The sequence below is a fragment of the Serratia grimesii genome (assembly GCF_900186025.1).
GTDB lineage: Bacteria > Pseudomonadota > Gammaproteobacteria > Enterobacterales > Enterobacteriaceae > Serratia > Serratia grimesii.
Genome location: NZ_LT883155.1, coordinates 2,388,039 through 2,413,591, shown reverse-complemented (window position 1 = coordinate 2,413,591; position 25,553 = coordinate 2,388,039). Strand labels below are relative to the sequence as shown.

Genomic DNA, 25,553 nt, shown 5'->3' with positions numbered 1-25,553 from the left:
TCCTCTGTTCACCGCCTGCCAGTGATTAACTCATGCGGGCGGTGACCTTGATTCCCCTGCCAGACTTGGACAACGCGAGGTTAAATTCATCACAGTGGCTGATGTTGCCCTTTTGTTTGCTGTTCTCTTATTGTATGTTGTAACTAAAATGAGAGGTGAATGATGGACAAGTACGATTTAATCAGCAGGATGAATGCTTGTTTCAATGAGCTGGAACAGGCGCTGGCCGCTCTCCACCAGCAGATCCTTCCTCTGCGATTGTTGGCTGGGCGGGTGTTCAGTTTGCCGGAGATCGAAAAAGGTAAAGAGCATGTGACAGTGGAGCAGATCGCTGTCGAACAGCACCTAGGCCAAACTGCGCGTGATTTAGCGCTAGAGCACTTCCAACGGCTGTTTATCCACCACAACAAGCATAATGTCAGCAGTAAAGCGGCGGTACGCCTGCCCGGCGTGATCTGCCTGGCGGTGGAACAACCGGAATACCTGAGAATACAAGAACACGTTGCTTTGATTAACCGGCTCAAGGCCGAGCTGGAGCAGATTATTACCGTCGACTCAGGCCTGGCACCGGAACAACGTTTTGACTTTGTTCACACTCACCTGCATGGCCTGATCACCCTCAGCGCCTATCGTACTCTTACCGTTTTGACGAACCCGGATTCGGTTCGTTTCGGCTGGGCCAACAAGCATATTATCAAGAACGTGAAACGCGACGACATTCTGGCTCAGTTGGAAAAAAGTCTGAAGGCTGGCCGCGCAGTCCCGCCCTATAATCGCGAGCAATGGGCCGAATTGGTCAGCCGCGAGATCGATGACGTCAGCCGTCTGCCACAGCAAGCGTCGCTAAAAATCAAACGCCCGGTAAAAGTACAGCCCATCGCTCGGGTTTGGTATCAACCGCAGCAAAAGCAGGTGCAACACCCCTGCCCGCTGCCGCTGATTGCCCTGTGTCAGGTAGAACACGGCGCCAAGGTGCCAAAAATTGGCGAATTGCTTAATTACGACGCCGCTGCGGTCAAACACAAATACAAGCCAGACGCAAAACCGCTACGACTGCTGGTTAAACGACTGCATCTTTATACCGACGTCCCTACTCGCTGAGGTTGTAAACTCGCAGACGGTGGCCGTCCGGGTCGATGGCGACAAAGCTGTAACCAAAATCCAGCGTCACGGGTGGCTGAATTATCTCAAGTCCTTGTTCATGCCACTGCTGGTAAAGCGCATCCACTTGTTGCGACTCTTCACACATAAAGCCGATTTCTCCGCCACCACCGGTAACCGTTGCGGCAGGTTCCACGGTATGTTTCGACCACATCGCCAATTTGAAGCCGTTACTCAGCACAAACAGCGCAAAGGTGGGAGAAAGTTCCACCGGTGCCAGCCCCAATAACCGGCGGTAAAAAGCAGCACTCTTTTCTGGATTATCAACGTACAGGAGGGTCATATTCGGCGTTGTCATCGTACTCACCTTATGGCTGAAGGGAACCGACTGGCTCCCGATAACCCAAGGCTAAACGTGTCTGCTGACAGTTTTTGGCAGCAGTGATGATTTACTGCGGAGGGATCCCATGAACCTCATGCCACTCTTTCATCAACAAGCGGCGGCCTCTCGGATAGCGCTGCGCCATTGGCGTCGCCCGGTGAATGCGGTCGAGTCGGAAATGGCGAAATGACTGGCGTAGCTCGCACCAGGCAACCAGCATTCGCGTCTGTTCAAAATACCCCAGCGCAAATGGCCAAAGAATACGTTCACTGACCTTACCATCGCGATCGCAGTAATCCACCGCGAGTTTACGCTCCTGACGGATGACGCCACGAATCAGCACCAGCGTCTCATCGGCGACTTTCACTAAATCCATCGGGCCAATCAGTAACGTGCTGGACTCGAGCTCATCGCGCAGCGCCGCAGGCAATACGTCGGCGATTTTCGCCAACGCGTTATTGGCTGCCCCCGCCAGTTGACTGTCACCACGGCGACCTACCCAGCGCATCCCCAAGACCAGCGCTTCTATTTCTTGTTGTGAAAACATCAGCGGTGGCAACATAAAACCAGGCCGCAGCACATAACCGACACCCGCCTCGCCGACTATCTCAGCCCCTTGCTGTTGCAACGTGGCAATATCGCGGTACAGCGTACGCATACTGATCTTCATTTCCTGCGCTAACGCATGGCCGGTAACCGGGTAGCGATGCCGCCGCAGTATCTGCATCAGATCGAGTAAACGCTCGGTACGTGACATCTATTTCTCTCCATAAAAAAGGGCTTACCTTAAGTAAGCCCTGCGCCATTGAGACAATCAATTACTTCTTCATACTTCCAACCATCTCTTCTGGGCGTACCCACAGATCAAACTGTTCTTCTGTCAGGTAACCCAGTTTCAGCGCCGATGCCTTCAGGGTCAGTCCTTCTTTGTGCGCTTTTTTAGCGATTTCTGCGGCTTTGTCATAGCCAATATGCGTATTCAGCGCTGTCACCAACATCAACGATTCATTCAGCAACTGGCTGATGCGATCACGGTTAGGTTCAATACCCACCGCACAATGCTCGTTAAAGCCTTGCATGCCGTCGGCTAACAGGCGAATGGACTGCAAATAGTTGTGGATCACCATCGGGCGGAACACGTTCAACTCAAAGTTGCCAGAGGCACCACCAATATTCACCGCGACGTCGTTGCCCAGAACCTGAGCGCACAACATGGTCATCGCTTCGCACTGAGTCGGGTTCACCTTACCCGGCATGATAGAGCTGCCCGGTTCGTTTTCAGGGATGGAGATTTCACCAATGCCACAACGTGGGCCGGATGACAGCCAACGCACATCGTTAGCAATTTTCATCAGCGAAGCTGCCAACCCTTTGAGTGCACCGTGACCGTGTACCAACGCATCACAGGTTGCCAGTGCTTCAAATTTGTTGGGTGCCGTGACAAACGGCTGTTGCGTCAGATCGGCCAGCGCCTTGGCAACCCGAACGGCATATTCCGGATGCGTATTCAGCCCGGTGCCCACGGCGGTGCCGCCCAACGCCAGTTCGCAGATATGTGGAATGCTGGCTTCAATATGGTGCAAATTATGCGTCAACATCGCTGCCCACCCGGAAATTTCCTGACCAAGGGTCAGCGGCGTGGCGTCCTGTAGATGGGTGCGGCCTATTTTAACGATATCGCGGAAAGCATCCGCTTTATCGCTTAAGGTTTTATGCAGCACTTTCAATTCGGGGATCAGATGCTCACGCACAGCAATCACAGCGGCGACATGCATCGCGGTCGGAAACACGTCGTTGGAACTTTGGCTCTTGTTGACGTCGTCATTCGGGTGCACCCGCCGCTCTTCGCCACGTACGCCCCCCAACAGCTCGCTGGCTCGATTAGCTAACACCTCATTCATGTTCATGTTGGTCTGGGTGCCAGAGCCGGTCTGCCAGATTGACAACGGGAATTCATCGGTATGCTGGTCAGCCAGCACTTCATCGGCGGCGCGGATGATCGCATTGGCCCGCTCGGCCGGCAGCAGTCCCAGGTCCATATTCACGCTGGCCGCGGCGCGCTTGGTCAATGCCAGCGCGTGAATCAAAGCGGTCGGCATCTTTTCAGAAGAAATGCGAAAGTGCTCCAGAGAACGCTGCGTTTGCGCGCCCCATAGCCGATCTGCCGGCACTTCGATAGGTCCCATAGAGTCTTTTTCAATACGAACGGCTGCCATCACGATCTCCTTAGTACAATTCCTAAAAATGTACGATTACGCCAACGTGCTCAAGCCCGCCGGCACACCCATCCAGTATAGTGACATAATAACTATTCGCATTAAGAGAGTTGCCTCACAGCATTTTTCCCCCATTGTCATAGACAGTGTGCGGGCATTATTTTCTGACAGCCTATTCCCGCCTCTTTTTTGGACCTGACACCACTGAATAATAAAAAAGTGCCATCTGGCGCTCTTAATATTTAGCTCTTATTACAGTATTAATGGTGGTGTTGATTATAGGCGTTAATTCTTTGGTCTTGCAGATGGTTGATTTCATCGTAGGCATCCTGACGCTCATTATGACGATAAACTCCCACACCGACAGCACCGGCCACCGCAGCGACTGGATGAGCGACCGTGGTTGTTGCCACCGGCGCGGCAGTCACCACCACAGGTGCTGGTGTCACAACCACCGGCCGCGGTACAACGACCACCGGACGTGGTGCCACGATCACCGGTCTGGGCGCGACCACCACGGGCCTGGCAACGCCATAACCATAAGCATGGGTAACAACAACAGCCGCATTAGCACCCGATGTGCACAGAACCAGAGCCAGTAAAAGTTTTTTCATTAGCGCCTCAGCGTAAGTAATTATCAAAGAGTCGGTTTATTGGTGTGCACTGTATAGCGACGCTGTTAGGCAATTTAAGCCATTTGTGTGATTGCAGATGGAATCGAAATAATTAAGATGAAAGATATATTCACCCGGTAATAATTCACGTCAAAAAACACAGATTGAAATATATTGGAGGAAAACACTGCGCCCATAATATTTATTTTGGTATGCATATCAGATTTAAACTGTGCCGTAGCAACACACTTTTTTTTCCGCCTCCCCCGCGCTCTGTTGTGCCACCGCAGTCTTTGCCAAGGGATATGGGAATTGTGACTGTTGGTGCTCTCACGTTATACTTTGCCCGCCGCGGGGCAGCGGCACAGATGAGCCACATGTTTGATCACACACCACTTTCGCGCTGTCGTTCGGGTGTAGGATGGGGCTCACCTAATTTGTTTGTTTTAGCCTTTTATCCCTTCTGGCTTTCAAATGGCAGCGTGAAAACCAAAGGGGATAAATCAGTCAGCTACTTACCGTCACCCGGCGGCGAACGTAAAGGATGTTTATCAAGATGCAAAAAATGATCAACGCAGTGCAAAACTATGCGTGGGGCAGTCACGACGCATTAACGCAGCTGTATGGTATCGCCAACCCACAAGGGTTACCGATGGCCGAGCTGTGGATGGGCGCTCATCCGAAGAGCAGCTCACGCGTAGCGGGTACCGACGGCAATTTGCGCTCACTGCGCGATGTCATTGATGAAGATCAGTCCAAGCAGTTGGGCACCGACGTCGCCCGCCGTTTTGGCGAGTTGCCGTTCCTGTTTAAAGTGCTGTGCGCCGATCAGCCGCTGTCGATTCAAGTGCATCCAAGCAAGTCCGCAGCTGAAATGGGTTTTGCTAAAGAAAACGCAGCGGGCATTCCTTTGGATGCGGCCGAGCGCAATTATAAAGATCCCAATCACAAGCCTGAACTGGTGTTTGCCCTGACACCATTCCTGGCGATGAACGGCTTCCGTGAATTGTCCGATATTGTTTCCCTGTTGCAGCCACTTGCCGGTGCACATCACGATATTGCGGCGTTCCTGCAACAACCTGACGTCACCCACTTGTCAGCGCTGTTTGCCAGCCTGTTGGCGATGAGCGGCGAGCAAAAAGCGCTGGCGCTTGGCGTACTGAAAGCCGCGTTGAACAACCAACAGGGTGAACCTTGGGATACCGTGCGCTTTATCGCAGGTTTCTACCCGGAAGACAGCGGCTTGTTCTCACCATTGCTGCTGAACGTGGTTCAGCTCAAGCCAGGTGAAGCCATGTTCCTGTATGCCGAAACCCCACACGCTTATCTGAAAGGCGTTGCACTGGAAGTAATGGCCAACTCGGACAACGTACTGCGTGCCGGTCTGACACCAAAGTTCATTGATATCCCAGAATTACTGGCTAATCTACAGTTCCGCCCGCAACCCGCTGCCGGCCTGCTGACTGAGCCACAAAAACGCGGCGATGAGCTATTCTTCCCTATCCCGGTTGACGATTTCGCGTTCTCATTGCACGATCTTTCCGCCAATCCACAGGCGTTGAAACAAAATAGCGCAGCCATCTTGTTCTGCGTTGACGGCGAAGCCGTGCTAACTAAACAAGACCAGCAATTGGTACTGAAACCGGGTGAATCCTGCTTTATCGGCGCGTTTGAATCGCCGGTTAGCGTCAGTGGTTCGGGCCGAATCGCCCGTGTTTATAACCTGTTGTCGTAAACGCTCGGTAAATTTCCGCAAATTGGTTGCTGAAAGAGTGGCTTACCTTCACAATTAAACGCCTGCGGGCGTTTTTTTATTGGCCCAAACTTGCCCATCCATCTGCTTAAGACAGATGGCTTAATAAGGATGAACAGAACTATGAAAAAATCGTTAGTCGCTGTTAGCGTCATTGTGGTTCTTGGCGCAGCATGGACCGGGGCTTCCTGGTACACCGGCAAACTGATCGAACAACGGATGGGTGAAGTGGTTGATAACGCCAACAGCCAACTCAAAGCCTATCTGCCAAAAGCCGGTGTCAAACTGGGTTATGAAAATTACCAACGTGGTATCTTCAGCAGCAAAATTCGCTATGTCTTGCGCGCTGACGGCAGCGTTACGACTGACGATGCTCCCCTGAAAGCCGGTGACGAAGTCGCGTTCATGGAAACCATTGACCATGGTCCCTTCCCGTTGGCCCAATTAAAGAAATTCAACCTGCTGCCAAGCATGGCATCGGTACATACCGAACTGGAAAACACCCCAGCAACCAAAGGCCTGTTTGAGATCACCAAGGGCAAATCGTTGTTCACCGCTGAATCACGCATTTCTTACTCAGGCGATACCTCGTCTGCTATTGACGTGATCCCGCTGGAATACCAAAAAGACAAGTCAGCACTGAAGTTCAGCGGTGCGACCATCAATGCCGATGTATCACGCGATATGAAAGCCATCACTCTGGACGCCAGCAGCGACAGCGCCGTGATCAGTGGCCCGAACCAGTTTGGTCAAATCGAACAAGTCCAGTTGCAGGGCGCTACGCTGAAGAGCAATACCCACGCGGGTCAGTTCGATCTCAGCCTGGGTAACCAGAATATGGCCGTGAAACAGGTCAAGGTTGCCGTTGACGGTAAAGAAACCCTGACGCTGGACGGCTTTAAATTAGCAAGCCAATTCGGTGAAAAAGACAGTAATCTGAACGGCCAGATCGATTACACCATGGACGCGTTGAAGATCCAAAACAGTGACTTCGGCTCCGGTAAGTTGACGTTGAAAATCGACAAACTGGATGCAAAATCACTGAAAGAGTTCGCCGACCGTTACAACCAACAAGCGATGGTAATGCTGCAACAGGCACAAACGATGGATCCGGTCGCCTATCAGCAACAAACCACCGATATCCTGCTGCAAAACCTGCCGCTGTTGTTGAAAGGCAACCCGACCATTAGCGTCGCACCGTTGAGCTGGAAAAACAGCAAGGGTGAAAGTACCTTTACCCTGAACCTGGACCTGACCGACCCTGCACAAGCAGGCTCTCCGGCAGAGTCGCCAGACCAACTGATTGCGCGTTCAGTGAAAAAACTGGATGCGAACCTGAGCATTCCTGTCGCGATGGCAACTGAAACCACCTCACAAACTGCGTTACTGCAGGGCTACAGTGCCGAAGAAGCACAGAAACTGGCGCAGCAACAGGTGCAAGGACTGGCAGCAATGGGACAGATGTTCAAACTGACCACATTGAAAGACGGCGTGATCGGCAGCAGCTTCCATTACGCCGACAACCAGGTTGATCTAAACGGCAACAAGATGTCACTGCAGGAGTTCATCGGCACGTTCGGTCTGCTGGGTGCTCCAGCTGATGACGGTGCCCCGGCGCAGGACGCAGTGCCTGCTCCAGCCCAATAACTCTCTGTTCGCATAAGTTGGGGCCCGCTTGGCGGGCCCTTTTTTTATCGCTAAATCCCGTACACCGCATCGCGGATCTGCTGCGGATAGAGCCCACTCATTCCCTCAAATGCCGTGTTGGTCAACGCCACCACACTGAATGCCGTCTGCGGATCATAAAACCAACTGTGACCATACACGCCGCCCCATTGCAAAGTACCATTATGCTGTGGTGTCGCCGCCAACTGCGCGTCCACTAACACCGCGCCACCGAAACCAAAACCCCAACCCGGGCCCTGAATTTCGGCCTCTGCCCCAACATGAGGTTGGCGCATCAGTTCTGCTGTGGCCGGTTGTAAAATACCTTCGCGGCCGTTGCGCAATGTTTCCACCAGCCGCAACACGTCGTCAGCATCACCGACCATACCGGCTCCACCGGAGGCATAGGCCTGAGGATCACGCGCTCGTGAGGGCGATAATTCAATATCGAAGCCAAAACCTTCCGGCAATGCCAAGCGCATATCATCACGAATCGGCTCTGGACGGGCAGCCGTATCGTAATAAGCCGTTGCCAGATTGTCGGCATCGGTGGTGTAAAAACCGGTATTCTCCAATCCCAACGGGTGTGCGACCCAGTCATTGAATAACTGTGGCAATGGCTTACCTACCACCTGCTCCAGCACTGCCCCCAATACGTCGATAGACAGTGAGTAATTAAACTCGCGACCAGGTTCGGCCAACAAGTCCGCCTGCGCCAACAAGCGCAAGTTCTGCTCCAGCGTCAATGACGACAGCGCCATACCGTCTTGAATGCCCAAGCGCTGATATGCCCCATCTGTTGGCTGATTAAAGCGGTAACTCAACCCGGATGTGTGGCTCAGTAAATGGCGGATTTTAATCTCTGGGCAACGGCCGTCGGGCAATTTTGGCGTGAACCAAGGTAACCAGCGACTGACCGCATCATCCAAACTCAGTTTTTGCTGTTCGATCATGCGCATCGCCGCCAAGGTGATGTAGGGCTTGGACACAGACGACAGCAGGAATTGCGTCTTACGCCGCATAGGTCGCTGTTGTTCACGGTCAGCGTACCCGTTGGCTTCAGCGTAAATGACTGTGCCATGTTGCGCCACCAACACCACACTGCCGACGATACGCTCTTCTTCAATCGCCCGCAGGCTGACCGCCTGAACTCTTTCTGCTAATGACGGATTCACTGTCGACATGTTTTATTGCTCTCTGAGGGGTAATAAAATCAGTCTAAAGTGATTATTATAAAATTAAATACCGGGTTACTTAACGAATCATTAAGCAGGGATTACCAATAGATGAGCTCACTGTTGCAGTTACTGCCATTTTTTGAAGCCGTGGCCCGGTTAGGCAGCTTTACCCAGGCGGCCAATCACCTTGGGGTAACCCCACCTGCTGTATCGCAAAACATTCAGGCTCTGGAAACACGTTTAGGTGTCCGATTATTTAATCGTACCAGCCGGTCGGTTCGGCTGAGCGATGAAGGACGCCTTTTTTACCAGCGAGTGGCCCCGGCTATGGGACAAATAGACGTGGCTGCTGATGACGTCCGCAGCCTGCACGGCCGCCCTTCCGGTTTGTTGCGCATTACTTTGCCGCAGTTAGCCGCTTCGTTATTAGTTATGCCCTATCTGGCGGAGTTTCTGACGCGTTACCCTGAGGTACAGCTCGAGCTGTTTACTGACGACCACTTTTCTGACTTGGTACTAGACAATTTCGATGCCGGTATCCGTATGCGTGCCATGGTGCAAAAAGACATGGTTGCGGTGCCTATCGACAATAACCAACGGCGTGTGATCATCGCCACACCGGGCTATCTGGCACAGCACGGCACTCCTCAGACACCGCAGGCCCTGAGCGAGCATAACTGCCTGCGCTACCGTTTCCCCGGCAGCGGAAAATTTGAGCCCTGGTATTTCAGGCAGGACGGCGGGCAACTCACACTGGAAGCCAGTGGCAGCCTGATATTTAACGAAGACAGGCTGATTAAAGACGCCGTGCTCGCAGGCCTGGGCATCACCCAACGCTTTGCCAGTACCGTACAGCACGAGCTCAACAATGGGCAGTTGGTGGAAATTCTGGCGGATTACAGCAGTGACTTCCCCGGCTTTTTCATCTACTTTCCCGCCAATCGACACATGCCGCTCAAGCTACGGGTGTTTATTGATTTTATGCGTGAGAAGCGGGCTCAGCAGCACAACCTCAAGGCCTAAAGATAATGAAAAACAATCAACACATTGATAAATAACAATAAAAACAACCTTCATGGAACATGATGAATAAGATGGAAAATTATTTGACTGATCGTTCCACAATCAATACTATACGGCCTCAACTCATTTCAAGCCCCCCGATCCTCCATGAGTGCTGAAAAACCTATCTATCCAGGCCGTCCAAGACAGTTCGAAGATGAGGATGTCATTGATGCCGCCGTGGCCGTCTTTAGCGCCAATGGCTATGCTGGCACTTCTGCGCAAGATTTATGCAATGGGACCGGATTGGGGAGAGGAAGCTTATATAATGCCTTTGGTAGCAAACAAGCTCTGTATGAGCAGGCGTTGTTGCGCAGTCATGAGCACACTATGTCAGCACAACTAGCGATTCTCACACAACCGGGGTTAGTAAAAGAACGATTACGCACTCTTCTGCTATGGGGTATTGCCGAAGATCTCTCACAGCCCGAACAACATGATGCCATGGTCTTGTTCTCCGCGCTGGAACGAGGCAGTAAAGATGAAGCGGTCGCCAGTCTGAATCAAGAATATCGGCAACGCCTGGAACAAACACTGGTCGCCGTGTTTATCGAAGGCCAACAGAACGGAGAGCTCGGTACCCGCGCATCGGCAATTGAAATGGCCAGAGGCTTTATGGCCGGTTATTACGGTTTACGTGTGTTGAATAAAAACATTTCGGATAGAAATACCCTCGAAGATGTCGTCGCTGGCCTGTTAATCAACTTATAAAACAAAAATAAAAAAACCACCCATTTTATTAATTATTTTTGTAACGATCATTCAAATACCAGGAGAATATTAACACTATGCCGTTAGCAGTGTATGTTTTGGGGCTGTCTATTTTTTCACTTGGCACGGCCGAATTAATGGTGGCAGGCATGATGTCTACCTTATCCGAAGCCTTTGGGATCACAGTAGGTGAAGTCGGTCATTTGATCTCTTATTATGCCTTTGGTGTCATGTTGGGTGGTCCTGTATTAACCTATTTTTTCCTCAAGTTTAAAGCCCCCTATCGAACCACATTATTGTGGCTATTATCTCTGTATGTCGTCGTGCAAGGTTCGAGCGCCTTTATCTCGGATTACTCCCTTTTAGTTGCGATCCGAATTGTGACGGGCGTTTTGTGTGCTGGATGTTTGAGTCTCTCGCTTGCAACAAGCATGGCGTTAGTGCCTATCGAACATCGCCCTCGCGCCGCTTCGGTTGTCATCGCTGGTTTTATGGTATCCAACGTTTTCGGCGTCCCGCTTGCAACCATCATTGATCAACACTGGGGCTGGCGTATAAGCTTTGGTCTGGTTGCCGTTCTGGTTTTCATCTGCCTGCTCGCCCTGGCTCGCCTGTTACCTTCTTTGGCCGCAGGTGGAACGCTAAAAATGGCAGAGGAACTCAACGCATTTAAAAATAAAGCCTATTGGAAAGCCTGCACAACAAGCTGTTTAATTCTGGGTGCTAGCTTTGCGGCATTCAGTTACTTTGTCCCTGTATTGGTCGATGTAAGCAATTTTAGTATGCAAGCCGTGCCCTTTATTTTAATGCTTTATGGATTAGCCAATATCGTGGGCAATATGATAACGGGCCGACTGGCATATCGTCACAGCCTGGCGATTATGGTCGTAGGATTAACGATTCTGAGTCTGTCTTTATTGGGCATGGCGTTATTCGCGGAATATCAAGCAATCGCTATTATCGCAGTAATTCTGATTGGGTTATCCGGCGTACCAATGAATCCTGCCATGATGGCGAGAATTGTCAGCGTAGCTCATCCGGGACCAATGGTTAATGCCGTGCATACCTCGGTCATTAATATTGGTTTAGGTGGTGGCTCCTATTTAGGCGGTATGGCGATCGCATCAGGTTATGATTTGCGTTCAGCATTGTGGATTGGGATGGTATTAGCCATATTGGCATTAGCCTCCGTTTTACCTTATTTGCGTCGCGGTAAAAAAGGCTGGAGTTAATATAAGAACAGGGGCGCCACGGCGCCCCTGTGGTGATCACGGCTTATCTAGTAGCTGAACAATGCGGTAGGTCGCCGCAACCCGATCATCATTCGGGAACCATTTGTTAGCCAGCATCACCACAGCGATTTTTTGCGATGGGATGAATACAGCGTAGGTTGAGAAGCCGCCTGTCGAGCCGGTTTTGTTATACCAACTGGCGGCCTGTTCCTGTTGTGGTGGCGTGATAGCCGTTGCTGGGGTGCCGTTCATGATCATCCCCGCGTTGTTGCCTTCGGTCAGGCGAGCTAAATCGACCGGGTAAGCATAATTTTCCCACATCAAATCTTGGGTGAAAACCCCTGCCTTGTAGTAACCGACATGAGTCGCTGCAAGTGCGCTACGCCATTTTTCTGTCACTTTAATCTGTTGCAGGTTGGCGTCCAGGTAACGGATCAGATCGCGGGCGTTGGACTTGATACCGTAGGATTCGGCGTCCAACGGACCTGGATTGACACGCACCGGTTTATCTTGCTTGTCGTAGCCCTGTGCATAATTGGCCATTTGAGCGGTAGGTACATGGATATAGGTATGCGTCATGCCCAATGCCGGCAGCAAAGTCTTTTCCATCGCTTGAGCAAACGGCTGGTTGAGGCTTTTCGCCGTGATCATCCCCAGCATGCCAATACCCAGGTTCGAATATACGCGCGTGCTACCTGCCGGGTGCTGCGGTTGCCAGTTTTTATAATAAGCCATCAGTTGTGTGTTGTTGGTTACCTCATCGGGCACAAACAATGGCAATCCGGAAGTGTGCGTCGCCAGGTTCAGCAAGCTGACATGGTCAAATGCGCTACCGCGCAGTTCAGGTAGATAACGACTGGCTGGCTCAGAGAACGACAGTTTGCCCTCATTTTGCGCATACGCGGCCAGTGTGGCAGTGAAAGTCTTGCTCAATGACCCAATCTCAAACAGCGTTTGGTTGGTGATCGGTTTACCCGTCTGTTTGGACGCAACGCCGTAGTGATAGAACTGCTGTTTTCCCCCCACCGACACGGCGATTGCCATGCCCGGCACACCGTACTTCTGCATCAATGGTTGAACGATGGCGTCAATGTCTGCTTTATCGGCAGCATGGCCAGCAGGCAGGATCAATGTGGCGAGCAGCGCAGCTGCCAGGCGATTTATTTTCATCATGTAAAAGCTCATGGGTTGCAGGGTATCGGCCGATGACAAAAGATTTTGTTGTCATTCAACACGCGAATATCCTTGGATGGTGATGTGATTCCTTTTCTGACTGCGTGATTACCGCAAAAGCTGCGCAAAATATCGTGGTTTTGCCTTGAGTTGACAAGCGATAATAATTTCAGCCAGCATAAAGAAAAACTTATGGCTAACATTATGCGCAACCGACTTCCCCTGAATGCCCTGCGAGCGTTTGAATCTTCCGCTCGTCATCTGAACTTTACGCGCGCTGGGTTGGAACTGAGTGTGACCCAAGCCGCTGTCAGTCAGCAGGTACGCACACTCGAACAACAGTTGGGTATTCAGCTGTTCCGCCGCCTGCCGCGTGGGCTGGATCTGACCGAGGAAGGACAGGCACTGCTGCCAATATTGACGGATGCTTTTGACCGCATTGAATCAGTGTTGCAACAGTTTGAAGGTGGGCATTTCCATGAGGTGCTGACAGTCGCCGTGGTCGGTACCTTTGCCGTCGGTTGGCTAATGCCCCGCCTGGCAGCCTTCAGAGAAGCACACCCGTTTATCGATTTGCGGGTGCTGACCAATAACAACCTGGTCAATCTGTCGGCTGACGGGATGGATTTTGCTATCCGCTTTGGTGAGGGCCGATGGCCGGCAACCCATAACGTTAAACTGTTTGATGCACCACTGACGGTGTTATGCCCACCCGATGTCGCTGAACGCCTGCACACACCGCAAGACCTGCAAAATGAGCGGCTGATGCGTAGTTACCGCAAAGACGAATGGGAATGCTGGTTCACCGCAGCAGGGATCACACCGTGGCGTATTAACGGCCCGGTGTTCGATTCGTCTCGGCTGATGGTGGAAGGCGCAATTCACAGCAGCGGTGTAGCGTTAGCCCCGGCACGTATGTTTACCCGAGAACTCCGGGAAGGCGTCTTGCAACGCCCCTTCGCCGCCGAAGCGAATCTGGGTGGGTATTGGCTCACCCACCTGAAATCACGCGATATGACGCCAGCGATGAAAATGTTTGTCAGTTGGCTGCTGCAACAGGCCAACGATGAGCAGGATTGAGATCAGGCCGAGCCGCGTTTGATCAGCATCGGTGGCAGGATGACGTTTTGCGGCGGCAGTTCGGCATCCGTAATCCGCTGTAGCAGGCGTGAAGCGGCACTGCGGCCAACTTCCCGTGCCGAACTGGAAACCAATGTCAACGGCGGCTCGGTCAGTTCGGCTTCGGGCACGTCGCCAAAACCAATCAACGCCACCTGCTGACCGTAGTAGGTGTCTACCCCTTCCGAACCAATACTGCGCCCACTGCGCACGATACCAAAGTAGGCGCCCAACGCGACCGATGCCTTATGGCAAACCAGAGCGCTAATATTCGGGTGTTGCCGCAGCAAACGTTCAGCCGCTTCAGCCGCCGCACGCTGATGGCAGTCACACTCAATAATCCAATCGGAGCGGAAAGGCAGGCCATACTGTACCAGCGTGGAACAAAACCCTCCGAGTCGTTCGGCACGGGTCAGAGAACTGCTTTCACCGCCCAGATAAGCGATTTGGCTGTGCCCACGTTTGATCAAGAATTCAGTCGCCATTTTGGCCGCTTGCATGTTGTCGGGCCGCACTACGTCAACCCCTTCGAGCCCATTGGAGCGTGCTGCACAGACCAAAGGCACCCCCTGTTCTGCCGCTTTTTCCTTCAGCCCTTCGGCCAGACGGACGCCCCCCGCCAGCACAATGCCGTCCACCCCGTGCTCTAGCAGAGTATCAAAACACCGCATCAACCCCTTACCGTCACGGCCACTTTGAGTAAGAAACAGCACTTTGCCATGCGCCTCAAGTACCTCGCTCAAGCCCGCCGTCATTTCTGCGTAAAAGGGCTCGCATATATCACGCAGAATCAGTCCAATCACGCCCGACTCTCCGCCGCGCAGTGTCGCAGCCTGGCGGTTACGCACATAGCCCAAGCGTTCAATCGCCTGATTCACCCGTGCCACGGTGGTAGATGAGATACGCCCTTTGCCACTGAGCACCAGCGAAACCGTGGTAACAGAGACACCGGCTTGCTGGGCGACATCGGTGATGGTGATTTTTTTGATGGTCATAACCTCTGCGAGCCCGATCCTGGGCATTTTGTCCCCATCGTCTTACACGGCTTAGCAAGGCCGTGAAAGACAACGGAATATGTCTCTTGAAACAAATGGTATACCGAATCTGTTTGGCCAGTAAAACGTTTTACTGACATCACCATTGTCACCGCAAAGCGTACGCTGGAATTGTGATTAGCGGCGCATTTTTGCTAGGTAAAACGTTTTATCTTATTTTTACCTAACAGGGTACACATTACTTTTGCACGCTTTTTCGCCAGGAGCAGCCGGTTATGCCAGCATCTAAAAAACAAAAAATAACGCTTTGGGAGTTTTTCCAAAGTCTGGGCAAGACATTCATGCTGCCCGTCGCCTTGCTGTCGTTCTGCGGCATCATGCTGGGGATCGGCAGTTCGCTGAGTAGCCGCGATGTCATCACCCTACTGCCGTTTATTGGTCATCCTGCCTTTCAGTTACTGTTCACCTGGATGAGCAAGATCGGCTCCTTTGCCTTCAGCTTCCTGCCTGTGATGTTCGCCATTGCCATTCCGTTGGGCATGGCGCGTGAAAACAAGGGGGTTGCCGCCTTCTCCGGTTTTGTCGGGTTCGCCGTATTGAACCTGGCGACCAACTTTTACCTGACTACCACCGGCATTTTGCCTACGACCGATCCGCTAGTGCTGAAAGCCAACAACATCCAGAATATCCTCGGTATTCAATCTATTGATACCGGGATTCTGGGTGCGGTGATCGTCGGGATTATCGTTTATCTGCTGCATGAGCGTTTCAATACCATTCGCTTACCGGATGCACTGGCGTTCTTCGGTGGCACCCGCTTTGTACCTATCGTCACGACCGTCGTGCTGGGCCTGTGTGGGCTGGTTATTCCGCTGATCTGGCCGTGGTTTGCCGCAGGTATCAACGGTCTGGGCTGGGTGATTAATGGTGCTGGTGCTTTTGGGCCGATGATTTTCGGCACTGGCGAGCGACTGTTGTTGCCGTTTGGGTTGCATCACATTCTGGTGGCGCTGATCCGCTTTACCGAAGCGGGCGGCACACTGGATGTCTGCGGTCATACCGTTAGCGGTGCACTGACTATCTTCCAGGCACAGCTTTCCTGCCCGACCACGACCGGCTTTGCCGAAAGTGCGACCCGCTTCCTGTCACAGGGCAAGATGCCAGCCTTTCTCGGTGGGCTGCCAGGTGCGGCATTGGCGATGTACCACTGTGCCAAACCGGAAAACCGCCATAAAATTAAAGGCCTGCTGATTTCCGGCGTGGTAGCCTGCGTGGTCGGCGGTACAACCGAACCGATCGAGTTCTTGTTCTTGTTTGTCGCACCTTTCCTGTACCTCATTCACGCCATTCTAACCGGACTGGGCTTTACCGTAATGGCACTGCTGGGAGTAACCATCGGCAATACCGACGGCAATATTATCGACTTTGTCGTCTTCGGCATCCTGCACGGCACCGCCACAAAGTGGTATTTGGTCCCCCTTGTCGCCGCCATCTGGTTCGCTGCCTATTACGCCATTTTCCGCTTCTCCATTCAGCGCTTTAATATCAAGACACCGGGCCGCGAGAGCGAAACGGCTGGTAGCCAAAGCGCACCTGTGGGCTCAGTCGGCAAGTCAGGCTACAACGTGCCCGCTATTCTGGCGGCACTGGGTGGGAGTGAGAATATTATTTCACTGGATAACTGCATCACCCGTTTGCGTCTGTCGGTCGACGATATGACCAAAGTGGATGACGCCGCGCTAAAAGCCCATCGCGCCATTGGCGTGGTACACCTCAATGAACACAATCTGCAGGTGGTGATCGGCCCGCAGGTGCAATCGGTGAAAGATGAATTAGACTCACTGATAGCTGCAGCACAACCTGCTGCACCCTTGCAGGGAGCATCACATGTTTGATTTCTCTACCCCGGTCGACCGGCACGGCACTTGGTGCACGCAATGGGATTACATCGCCGACCGTTTTGGCAGCGATGACCTGCTGCCGTTCACTATCTCCGATATGGATTTTGCCACCGCCCCCTGCATTATTGAGGCGCTGCAACAGCGCCTGCAGCATGGCGTACTCGGCTACAGTCGCTGGCAGCATGAAGATTTCCTTGGTGCAGTCCGTCACTGGTATCAGCAGCGGTTTAATACCCCCATCGATACCAACATGGCGGTCTATGGGCCATCGGTGATTTACATGGTGGCACAATTGATTCGCCAGTGGTCGGCACCGGGTGAATACGTGGTCACTCATACCCCCGCTTATGACGCTTTTTATAAGGTAATCCTCGGGAATCAGCGTCAACTGCTGGCCTGTCCCCTGCATAAAAACGGCAATGATTGGCAGTGTGATATGGCGCACCTGGAAGCCTTGTTGGCACGGCCTCAAACCAAAATTTTGTTGCTGTGCAGCCCACATAACCCGACCGGCAAAGTGTGGCGCGTAGAGGAACTGCAACACATGGCGGAGCTCTGTGAGCGCCACGATGTGCGTGTGATCAGCGATGAAATCCATATGGATATGGTATGGGGAAAACAGCGTCATACCCCGTGGAGCCAGATCGCAACCACTCCCTGGGCATTGCTGACATCGGGTTCCAAGACCTTCAATATTCCGGCTCTGACCGGCGCCTACGGTTTTATCAGCGAGGACACTGCTCGTGATGCCTACACTCAACAGTTGAAGGCCCGCGATGGGTTATCGTCACCCGCCGTGTTAGCTGTAGCAGCGCATATTGCCGCATATCGCCACGGAGAACCCTGGCTGGATGCATTACGCGATTACCTGCAGGACAATCTTACCTACGTTGCAGAGCGATTGAATCAGGCATTCCCTGTACTGGGCTGGCAACCACCGCAGGCGACCTATCTGGCCTGGATCGATCTGCGGCCGTTAGGTATTGACGATCGTCAGTTACAACAGGTGCTGATTGAGCGCGAGAAGGTCGCCATCATGCCCGGTTTCACCTACGGTGAAGAAGGCCGTGGTTTCCTACGCTTAAACGTCGGCTGTCCGCGCAGTAAGGTTGAAGCCGGGATGGACAAGCTGATTAGCGGACTGACGTTTGTGCTGGCACAGGCTTGATATACCCGCACGGTTAACTCCCTCTCCTTTAGGAGAGGGAGACATATCACTCGGAACCCAGTGCAAGCTTAGGCCAAGAGTTGGGGGATATCCGCCAGCCGGTGATACACCGCAAGACCACGCTCATTGGCCAACCGCACGTCATTGTCAGCCCCTGCCGACGCCCCTTCAATACGATAAACCGCCTGACACTGAGCAATCAGACGGTGGGCAACCGGATAAAGGTATTCTTCGCAAATAGCATCGCCATGCTGCGTAGAACCTGCCGCTGCTGCCAAGGGCAGTGCCAACCACTCGCCAATCACTGGCACATGACCACGCTGATACACCTCAAGCGCGGCCTGCTCCAATCGTTGCAAATTAGCGGCAATACGTTGGGGTTCACCATCCGTGCCGCTACGATAAGGACCGGCAATCAAAATCAGTTGAGCTTTCATCATATTTTGTCCAGCGTGTGATTCAGAGCAACAAACTGCAATAGCATAATGGTTTTAGCATCAACGATTACCCCCTGCCGAATTGCCTGCAACGCTTCCGTTAACGGCAGTTCCAGCACTTCAAGATCCTCGCCTTCGGCTTCCACTCCACCACCATCACCGACCCGGCTGTCTGCGTGGTATTCACCAACAAAGAAATGTAATTTCTCGGTGACCGAACCGGGACTCATGTAAGCCTCGAATACTTTTTGCACATTTTGCACGAAATAGCCGGTTTCCTCTTCTGCTTCGGCACGAATGCGTTCTTCCGGCGATGCATTGTCCAACAGACCAGCAGCGGCCTCGATCAGCATGCCATCATGGCCATTGACGAACACCGGGAAACGGAACTGGCGCGTCAACACCACGGTTTGCGCCTGCCGGTTAAACAACAAAATAGTCGCACCGTCACCGCGATCGTAGGTTTCACGGCTCTGTCGTTGCCATACGCCATCACGTCGTAAAAAATCAAAGGTGGTCTTTTTCAGCAGATACCAGTCATCGGACAGCACTCGGGTTTCGACAATACGAACCCGATCTTGGGTAGCAGTCATGTTGGTTAACTCCACAGGCAGGAAAGGAAATTGATACTATCGTGCAATTTCGTGTATGATCAAGATATTTCGTGCAAAGCAAATTTAACGGGGAAACGCCATGCTCACCAGCCAACGTAAAAAGATCATTCTGGAAAAACTGGCCCAAGACGGACAGGTTCTGGCCAAACAACTCAGTGAGATGTTTGGGTTATCTGAAGACACACTGCGACGCGATCTACGCGAACTGGACAGTGAAGGTTTGCTGCAACGCGTACACGGCGGGGCGCTGCCGGTCTCCCCTGCCATTGCTACCTTTGCCGAAAGAAACGGCCAGGAATCCGCCGCCAAGCGGGCGATCGCCAAAGCCGCCGCGGCAATGATCGCCCCCGGACAGGTGGTGATCCTCGATGGTGGAACCACCTCCGCTGAATTGGTGAAACACCTGCCGCCCACGCTTGAGGCCACCATTGTCACCCACAGCCCCAGCGTCGCGGTCGGTCTGGTTGATCACCCCAAAGTGGAAGTGATCCTGATTGGTGGGCGGTTGTACAAACATTCGATCGTCAGCGTAGGCGCGGCGGCGGTTGAGGCGATGTCGCACATTCGTGCCGATATCTACTTCATGGGTGTGACCGGCGTACACCCCACCGCCGGCCTGAGCACCGGCGATCTTGAAGAGGCCTATATTAAACGCGCGCTGGCGGCGCGAGCGGCCGAAACCGTGGTGTTGGCCTCTGCCGCCAAGCTGAATGCCGCCTCACAATATGCGATTGGTGATATCACCCTGGCGCAAAGCATTATTGTCGAACGCTCGACCGATGCCACACTGATTACCCCGTTGGAACAAGCCGGGGTGACGGTGATTAAGGCTTGAGTAACCCCTCAATTAAATGACTTAATAAATATGCGGTTATTAATCCTGGCCGCGTATTTATTACTGTTAATCTCTGTGCAGCGGATAAAAATGCGAGAGCAATCACACTTCATTAAACTTATTTTTTCCCGAAGAGTCATTTCCCCCTTGGCAAATACCTCTATAGCGATTCCGAGGTAACATGATGATTATTAATAAATAGTATTTAAAACCCCGTCATTCCCCCTAAATAAAAACGAGATCAACTTCTCAAAAACATTACCACCCAGCAGCATGTCAAGGTCATTCACGAAAATATTTGTGATTGTTTTGTGATATCGCCTGCAAATTTTAGCGATGTCAAAAATGACAATAAGCTCCACGGAACAGATTGGGAGCAGCTATATGAAAATCGGTGTAGTAATAAGCGGCGGCGACGTCACCGGCATCAATAACTTTATTTTCCAGGTTGCCAGGCTGGCGCAGGCCGATATCATTCTGTTCAACGGCGGAATACCCGGACTATTGACTAATCAGCACCAGGCTATCAGCCGACGTGATCTGGTTGATTACGCTATTTCAGCGATGCCCATAATGTCTTCCGGTCGCACGGCCAAAAAACTGGTCGCCAGTGAATATGAAATCATCAGCAAACAGCTTAAGGCTTTGCACATTGATGTGCTTATTATGGCCGGTGGCGACGGTTCGCTGCAGTTTTTAAATACCCTCAGCGAATTTGGCATTAACTGTTTTGGCGTGGGTATGACCATCGACAATGATGTTTTTGGCAGCCTTTACAGCATTGGGTTTTCCACCGCCTGCGAACAGGTGATCAAAGAAGTTTCCAAACTGCGTAACACCGGGCGCGCCCTGCCTGGACGCGTGTTCATGATTGAACTGCTTGGCGGTTACTGCGGGGAACTGACGCTACAGGCGGCGATCAAATCCAATGCGGATTTTGCCCTGATCCCGGAATGCCAATATGCCTTAAGCCAACTGGCGGAGAAAATAAGTCAGCGTCTGGAACAACAAAACAGCGTTATTATTTTATGTTCAGAGGGATATACCAAAGAATATTCACCGGGTTTTCAGGGTGCCATCGACACCATGATTAAACAGCTTGAGCCAAAAATTGGTGTACGTATTCGTAAAACCATTATGGGTTATGGCCTGCGCAATGGCGACCCTACCTGTGAAGAGATTTATCAGGGCACTATTATGGCCAGCGAAGTGGTTCGCTGTATTCACTCCGGCATGAAAAACAAGGCGATCATTATTAATTCCGCTAACCAACCCATCCCTATTGATTTAATCAGCATGCAAAAACGTTTGGTTGATACCGAAGGACACCATTATAAACTCGCCAGGCAATTAAATATAATCTGAGGAGAGACTCATGCTTAAAATATTGTGCGTATGTGGCTGTGGCCTCGGCTCCAGCTTTGCTATCGAAATGAGCGCAAGAGCGGTGCTGAAGAAATTAGAGATTGAGGCAGATATTGATCACACCACTATCTCTGAGGCCAGTGCCTTTAAATCAGATATTATTCTCACCCAAAAAACCTTCGCCGATATTTTAAATGCCGACGCCAGCGAAGAGGAAAAGAAACGGGTGATTATTCTGCACCGGCTCACCGATAAGGCAGAAATTGAGCAAAAGATTGTGGCCTTTTTGAAAGAGCGCGATATGAAGGAAGCCCACCATGAATAGCCTGATTGACTTTATCGTCAAGGACCTGCTCGGTCAGGCTTCGATCCTGATCGCCTTTATCGCCATGCTGGGGTTGATACTGCAGAAAAAATCCAACGGGAAAGTGGCTGAGGGTACCTTTAAAACCCTGTTGGGCTTTCTGATCATGATGGCAGGCATCAACATTATTGTCGGCGCCCTGACCTATTTGAACAGCATCTTCACCCACGGCTTCGGCATGACCGGCTACATCACCGACGTCGCCGCCATTGCCGGCCTGGCCAACCGCGAGCTCGGCTCGGAAGTGGCGATGACACTGATGGTGATTTTCGCGGTGAATATCATCATTGCGCGTATCACCCCGTTCAAATACATCTTCCTGACCGGGCAGGCGTTGCTGTGGATGGCCACCATAGGGGCGGTGATCGGCTATAAAGCGGGACTCACCGGCCTGCCGCTGATCCTGACCGGCGGCATATTTGGCGGCGTGATGGCGGTGTTAATGCCGGCGTTGGCCCAGCCGGTAGTCCGTAAGATTACCGGTTCGGATGACGTAGCTTTGGGGCATTTCTGCACCATCGGTTATCTGGTACAGGCTGCGGTCGCCAAGGTGGTCGGTAAAGGCTCACGCTCAACCGAAGATCTGGAGCTGCCCGACAACTTCAAGTTCCTGCAGGATACTTACCTGTCGATGGCGGTGGTGATGATCCCGATGTATCTGATCCCCGCGCTGGCAGCCGGTCCGCAGTACATCGCTCAGTATGCCGGTGGCATGAACTACCTGATGTACTCCTTTATGCAGGCCATCCAGTTTGTCGCCGGGGTATTTATCCTCTGCAGCGGTGTGCGTCTGCTGCTCAATGAGTTGGTCCCGGCCTTTCGTGGTATCGCCATGCGCATCGTACCGGATGCCAAACCTGCACTGGACTGCCCGGTACTGTTCCCCTACGCCCCTAACGCGGTGATCGTTGGCTTCCTGGCTACCACGCTGGGTTCCATCATCGGCATGATCGTTTTCCCAATGTTCGGGCTGGCAATGATCCTGCCCGGCCTGCTGACCAACTTTTTCGCAGGAGGAACCGCAGGCATCTTCGGCAACGCACTTGGCGGCCGACGCGGTGCCATGATCGGCGGCGTGGTCCACGGCCTGTTTATCACCTTCCTGCCCGCCATTCTGGTGCCAATGCTGGAAAGCTACGGTTTTGTCGGCGTGACCTTCAGCGACTCCGACGTCATCAGTAGCGGCCTGGTAATGGGGCATGCCTTCCAGGGTAACTGGCTGTTCATCGCTCTGTTCATCATCTTCGTCACGCTGATTGCGTGGTTTGTTAACGGTAAATCAACCAAGCACCATGAGGAAAAAGTCCATGAAACTCTATAACTTCAACGAGCTGTTGTCCGTAGCTAAAGCCCGTAATTTCAAGGCAATAGGTTCATTCAACCTCCACTGTCTGGAGATGCTGCCGGCCTTTTTCAAAGCGGCCAAGGACACCCACAGCCCGCTGATGATCCAGATTTCAACTGGCACCGCCGAGTATCTGGGCTACAAACTGCTGGTTGATTCGGTACGCTCACTGGCAGAAAGCGAAGATGTGCCAACGTGCCTGCATCTGGATCACTGCTCGGACATCGCCTCCATCGTGACCGCGATCGACGCCGGTTTCAGTTCGGTGATGTACGACGGTTCGCACCTGGAAATGGACGAGAACATCGCCAATACCCGCAAGGTGATCGACATTGCACGCCAGCGCAACGTTTCGGTGGAGGCCGAATTGGGGGCTATCGGCGGCTCGGAGGACGGCAAAGCGGTCGCGGAAGAAGACATCACCTTTACCACAGTGGAAGACGCCAAACGCTTTGTCGATGAAACCGGGGTCGACATGTTAGCCGTCTCGGTCGGCACCGTTCACGGCATGTACACCGGGAAGGCACATATCCAGCATCAGCGATTGGCGGAAATCACCGCGGCCACCCGTACCCCACTGGTCCTGCACGGCGGTACCGGGGTCAGCGATGAGGACATGCGACGAGCAGTGGCAGGTGGCATTGAAAAGGTCAATGTGGGCACAGAAATGAATGTACAATGGGTCGGCCGCTGCATGCAGACATTCGAAAAGGGCAAGGTGAATGACAGCGTGCGTAAATTCCTGATCCCGGCCAATAATGCCGTCACTCAGGTATTAACGGAAAAAATCGGCCTGTTTAGATAAATACTACTCTACTTTCATTTTAATATAACCCTGGTGCCCTGGCACCCGTCAGGGCTGGAGACAATCATGCTTAACTTCATCAAACGTCTACGCGAAAAACAATCGACACCCGACGGGCACAATGAGGCTGAAGCCAATGATATATCAGCCGAAATTACTTTATTGGAGCAGCAATTGGCAGCAACGCCGGCAAATGGCGAAATTCATAAAACATTAATGCTGGCCTATAATCGGGCATTAAAGATTTATGCCAAAAATAAAAATCACCGCCAGGAAATAGATGTGGTTTTTATCAAAATGGACGAGCTGCGCAATATTATCAGGAAGTCTCTTTGAGGGAACATAATGACTATTAAACAACTGTTGATCGAGGCCGGAGCAATACAAGTCGGTGTGCAGGAAACGGACTGGAAAAAGGTGATTGAGTTAGCGGCACGGCCTCTGATCGAGAACGGCTATATTTCCCCTTCCTATCACCAGGCGGTGATCAGCAATACGCTTGCCCATGGCGCTTATTATGTGTTTGACGAGGGGATTGCCATCCCCCATGCCCGGCCCGAGTGTGGCGTGATCAAAAATTGCTTCAGCATGGTGCTGCTGGACCAGGCCATCGCCTTTCAGGACAGTGAAAAGGCCGATATCGTCATCCTGTTCGGCGCGACGGACAGCAACCGGCATATTGAAGAAGGCATCCGGGCGATTGTCGAGTTGCTGGACAACAAACAGCGGCTCGATCAACTGCGCACCGCCAAACTGTGGCAAGAGGTGGTAGAAATCTTATGACTGCGCTAACTGACAGCGACGGCAAAACCGTTATTTTGGTCAATGGCATTCCAGCTTCTGGCAAGAGCACCCTCGCCCGTGCGCTGGCGCAGCACTTTGGCCTGCCTTATTTGAGCCTCGACAGCATCAAGGAGCCCTTTATGGAGCAACTGGACAACGTGGATCGTGAGCTTAACCGTCGGCTAGGTTACGCCGCCTATCAGGCCATTTGGTCTATGGTGGAGCAGGCACCGCAGCGCTGTATCTATGTGATTGACGCCTGGTACGGTTTTCAACCCAGAGAGTTGCTGCGTCAATACCTGCGCGAAGCGGGCGTGACTCAGGTTTTGGAAGTATGGAATCAGATCTCCGCAAAATTGGCGACCGAACGCTATGCTGCTCGCCTCGGCCAGCGATCGACAGGTCACCCCGGCGCAGAATACTTGCCAGAGTTACGGGCACTGGCCGAACGTGCCATGCCGATGGCCATCGGCCCGGTGATCCGCGTTGATCAAGCGCTCCCGCTGGAGATCGACCGGCTGGTAGATTGGCTGATGCAACATGGCGTGGGTGATAAGGCCGATGGAAATGTCGTCAAACTGAAAGTGGGTTGAGGTGTTCAGGCGCCTTGGTCCACCAGGACGCGGGAGTATTTTCCTCCCGCCTTCGTTTGAAAATGGGACATCAATCGCAATTAATGTGATTGCAGTCACTTTTTTATGCAACGACATGGCAATTTTCATCATTTTGTTTTTA

26 protein-coding genes are annotated in these 25,553 nt (G+C 52.4%); 17 read left to right on the top strand and 9 right to left on the bottom strand.

Annotated elements, in window-relative coordinates; translation table 11 throughout:
- The first annotated feature begins 162 nt into the window (after window positions 1-162).
- Entirely contained in the window at window positions 163-1,101 is a 939-nt protein-coding gene (gene tus, locus SGBXF1_RS11460; RefSeq protein ID WP_186428494.1) for a DNA replication terminus site-binding protein, read from the top strand.
- On the opposite strand, the gene SGBXF1_RS11455 is transcribed toward tus, so the two are convergent.
- From SGBXF1_RS11455 to SGBXF1_RS11440, 4 genes are all read right to left on the bottom strand, one after another.
- A complete protein-coding gene (locus SGBXF1_RS11455; protein WP_061806128.1) occupies window positions 1,091-1,459 on the bottom strand; it encodes a VOC family protein in 369 nt (122 codons plus the stop codon). The genes tus and SGBXF1_RS11455 overlap by 11 nt on opposite strands.
- Before the next feature lie 91 nt (window positions 1,460-1,550).
- Window positions 1,551-2,240 (bottom strand): helix-turn-helix transcriptional regulator, encoded by a 690-nt coding sequence (locus SGBXF1_RS11450; RefSeq protein WP_037414857.1) that lies wholly within the window; start codon window positions 2,238-2,240, stop codon window positions 1,551-1,553.
- Between the two features lie 61 nt (window positions 2,241-2,301).
- Entirely contained in the window at window positions 2,302-3,699 is a 1,398-nt protein-coding gene (gene fumC / locus SGBXF1_RS11445) for a class II fumarate hydratase (protein ID WP_037414854.1), read from the bottom strand.
- A 260-nt stretch (window positions 3,700-3,959) separates the two neighbouring features.
- The gene (locus SGBXF1_RS11440) at window positions 3,960-4,313 is read right to left on the bottom strand and encodes a hypothetical protein (RefSeq protein WP_186428393.1); all 354 of its coding nucleotides are present in this window, start codon (window positions 4,311-4,313) and stop codon (window positions 3,960-3,962) included.
- Between the two features lie 556 nt (window positions 4,314-4,869).
- On the opposite strand from SGBXF1_RS11440, the gene manA reads away from it, so the two are divergent.
- On the top strand, window positions 4,870-6,048 hold the full coding sequence (manA, locus tag SGBXF1_RS11435; protein ID WP_037414847.1) for a mannose-6-phosphate isomerase: 1,179 nt from the start codon (window positions 4,870-4,872) through the stop codon (window positions 6,046-6,048).
- A 141-nt stretch (window positions 6,049-6,189) separates the two neighbouring features.
- Window positions 6,190-7,713 (top strand): YdgA family protein, encoded by a 1,524-nt coding sequence (locus tag SGBXF1_RS11430; protein ID WP_186428392.1) that lies wholly within the window; start codon window positions 6,190-6,192, stop codon window positions 7,711-7,713.
- Between the two features lie 50 nt (window positions 7,714-7,763).
- Here SGBXF1_RS11430 and SGBXF1_RS11425 read toward each other — a convergent pair whose 3' ends face one another.
- Window positions 7,764-8,915, bottom strand: a complete 1,152-nt coding sequence (locus SGBXF1_RS11425) for a serine hydrolase domain-containing protein (protein ID WP_186428391.1) — start codon at window positions 8,913-8,915, stop codon at window positions 7,764-7,766.
- Window positions 8,916-9,017: 102 nt separating this feature from the next.
- On the opposite strand from SGBXF1_RS11425, the gene SGBXF1_RS11420 reads away from it, so the two are divergent.
- From SGBXF1_RS11420 to SGBXF1_RS11410, 3 genes are all read left to right on the top strand, one after another.
- The gene (locus tag SGBXF1_RS11420) at window positions 9,018-9,932 is read left to right on the top strand and encodes a LysR family transcriptional regulator (protein WP_186428390.1); all 915 of its coding nucleotides are present in this window, start codon (window positions 9,018-9,020) and stop codon (window positions 9,930-9,932) included.
- A 147-nt stretch (window positions 9,933-10,079) separates the two neighbouring features.
- A complete protein-coding gene (locus SGBXF1_RS11415; protein ID WP_037414838.1) occupies window positions 10,080-10,682 on the top strand; it encodes a TetR/AcrR family transcriptional regulator in 603 nt (200 codons plus the stop codon).
- A gap of 77 nt (window positions 10,683-10,759) precedes the next feature.
- Window positions 10,760-11,914 carry an MFS transporter gene (locus tag SGBXF1_RS11410; RefSeq protein WP_130380518.1) on the top strand — a complete coding sequence of 385 codons (1,155 nt, stop codon included), beginning with the start codon at window positions 10,760-10,762 and terminating at the stop codon, window positions 11,912-11,914.
- A gap of 36 nt (window positions 11,915-11,950) precedes the next feature.
- On the opposite strand, the gene ampC is transcribed toward SGBXF1_RS11410, so the two are convergent.
- Window positions 11,951-13,087 carry a class C beta-lactamase gene (ampC, locus tag SGBXF1_RS11405; protein ID WP_037414833.1) on the bottom strand — a complete coding sequence of 379 codons (1,137 nt, stop codon included), beginning with the start codon at window positions 13,085-13,087 and terminating at the stop codon, window positions 11,951-11,953.
- 192 nt (window positions 13,088-13,279) lie between these two features.
- Here ampC and SGBXF1_RS11400 point away from each other — a divergent pair, with 192 nt between their 5' ends.
- Window positions 13,280-14,167 carry a LysR family transcriptional regulator gene (locus tag SGBXF1_RS11400; protein ID WP_200875962.1) on the top strand — a complete coding sequence of 296 codons (888 nt, stop codon included), beginning with the start codon at window positions 13,280-13,282 and terminating at the stop codon, window positions 14,165-14,167.
- A gap of 2 nt (window positions 14,168-14,169) precedes the next feature.
- Here SGBXF1_RS11400 and SGBXF1_RS11395 read toward each other — a convergent pair whose 3' ends face one another.
- Window positions 14,170-15,201 (bottom strand): Mal regulon transcriptional regulator MalI, encoded by a 1,032-nt coding sequence (locus tag SGBXF1_RS11395; protein WP_061806121.1) that lies wholly within the window; start codon window positions 15,199-15,201, stop codon window positions 14,170-14,172.
- A 275-nt stretch (window positions 15,202-15,476) separates the two neighbouring features.
- Here SGBXF1_RS11395 and malX point away from each other — a divergent pair, with 275 nt between their 5' ends.
- Both malX and SGBXF1_RS11385 read left to right on the top strand, forming a co-directional pair.
- A complete protein-coding gene (gene malX / locus SGBXF1_RS11390; RefSeq protein ID WP_037414827.1) occupies window positions 15,477-17,096 on the top strand; it encodes a maltose/glucose-specific PTS transporter subunit IIBC in 1,620 nt (539 codons plus the stop codon).
- Complete coding sequence (locus SGBXF1_RS11385; RefSeq protein WP_186428389.1) at window positions 17,089-18,270, top strand: MalY/PatB family protein; 1,182 nt, start codon at window positions 17,089-17,091, stop codon at window positions 18,268-18,270. Before malX ends, SGBXF1_RS11385 begins: the two co-directional genes overlap by 8 nt.
- 68 nt (window positions 18,271-18,338) lie before the next feature.
- On the opposite strand, the gene SGBXF1_RS11380 is transcribed toward SGBXF1_RS11385, so the two are convergent.
- Together SGBXF1_RS11380 and SGBXF1_RS11375 are read right to left on the bottom strand one after the other, a co-directional pair.
- The gene (locus SGBXF1_RS11380) at window positions 18,339-18,707 is read right to left on the bottom strand and encodes a hypothetical protein (RefSeq protein WP_037415882.1); all 369 of its coding nucleotides are present in this window, start codon (window positions 18,705-18,707) and stop codon (window positions 18,339-18,341) included.
- Window positions 18,707-19,300, bottom strand: a complete 594-nt coding sequence (locus SGBXF1_RS11375) for an NUDIX hydrolase (RefSeq protein ID WP_061806119.1) — start codon at window positions 19,298-19,300, stop codon at window positions 18,707-18,709. Before SGBXF1_RS11375 ends, SGBXF1_RS11380 begins: the two co-directional genes overlap by 1 nt.
- Window positions 19,301-19,400: 100 nt before the next feature.
- Between SGBXF1_RS11375 and SGBXF1_RS11370 the strand changes: the two genes are divergently transcribed.
- From SGBXF1_RS11370 to SGBXF1_RS11335, 8 genes are all read left to right on the top strand, one after another.
- The gene (locus tag SGBXF1_RS11370) at window positions 19,401-20,156 is read left to right on the top strand and encodes a DeoR/GlpR family DNA-binding transcription regulator (protein WP_037414818.1); all 756 of its coding nucleotides are present in this window, start codon (window positions 19,401-19,403) and stop codon (window positions 20,154-20,156) included.
- A gap of 384 nt (window positions 20,157-20,540) precedes the next feature.
- Window positions 20,541-21,521, top strand: a complete 981-nt coding sequence (locus tag SGBXF1_RS11365) for a 6-phosphofructokinase (RefSeq protein WP_186428388.1) — start codon at window positions 20,541-20,543, stop codon at window positions 21,519-21,521.
- 10 nt (window positions 21,522-21,531) lie between these two features.
- Window positions 21,532-21,846 carry a PTS sugar transporter subunit IIB gene (locus tag SGBXF1_RS11360; RefSeq protein WP_012144987.1) on the top strand — a complete coding sequence of 105 codons (315 nt, stop codon included), beginning with the start codon at window positions 21,532-21,534 and terminating at the stop codon, window positions 21,844-21,846.
- A complete protein-coding gene (locus SGBXF1_RS11355; protein WP_186428387.1) occupies window positions 21,839-23,206 on the top strand; it encodes a PTS sugar transporter subunit IIC in 1,368 nt (455 codons plus the stop codon). Before SGBXF1_RS11360 ends, SGBXF1_RS11355 begins: the two co-directional genes overlap by 8 nt.
- A complete protein-coding gene (locus SGBXF1_RS11350) occupies window positions 23,193-24,035 on the top strand; it encodes a class II fructose-bisphosphate aldolase (RefSeq protein WP_037414809.1) in 843 nt (280 codons plus the stop codon). The genes SGBXF1_RS11355 and SGBXF1_RS11350 overlap by 14 nt, the downstream gene beginning before the upstream one ends.
- Before the next feature lie 66 nt (window positions 24,036-24,101).
- On the top strand, window positions 24,102-24,371 hold the full coding sequence (locus SGBXF1_RS11345; protein ID WP_130380508.1) for a hypothetical protein: 270 nt from the start codon (window positions 24,102-24,104) through the stop codon (window positions 24,369-24,371).
- Window positions 24,372-24,380: 9 nt separating this feature from the next.
- Window positions 24,381-24,818 carry a PTS sugar transporter subunit IIA gene (locus tag SGBXF1_RS11340; RefSeq protein ID WP_130380506.1) on the top strand — a complete coding sequence of 146 codons (438 nt, stop codon included), beginning with the start codon at window positions 24,381-24,383 and terminating at the stop codon, window positions 24,816-24,818.
- Complete coding sequence (locus SGBXF1_RS11335) at window positions 24,815-25,411, top strand: P-loop nucleotide/nucleoside kinase family protein (RefSeq protein WP_130380504.1); 597 nt, start codon at window positions 24,815-24,817, stop codon at window positions 25,409-25,411. Before SGBXF1_RS11340 ends, SGBXF1_RS11335 begins: the two co-directional genes overlap by 4 nt.
- Window positions 25,412-25,553 lie beyond the last annotated feature (142 nt).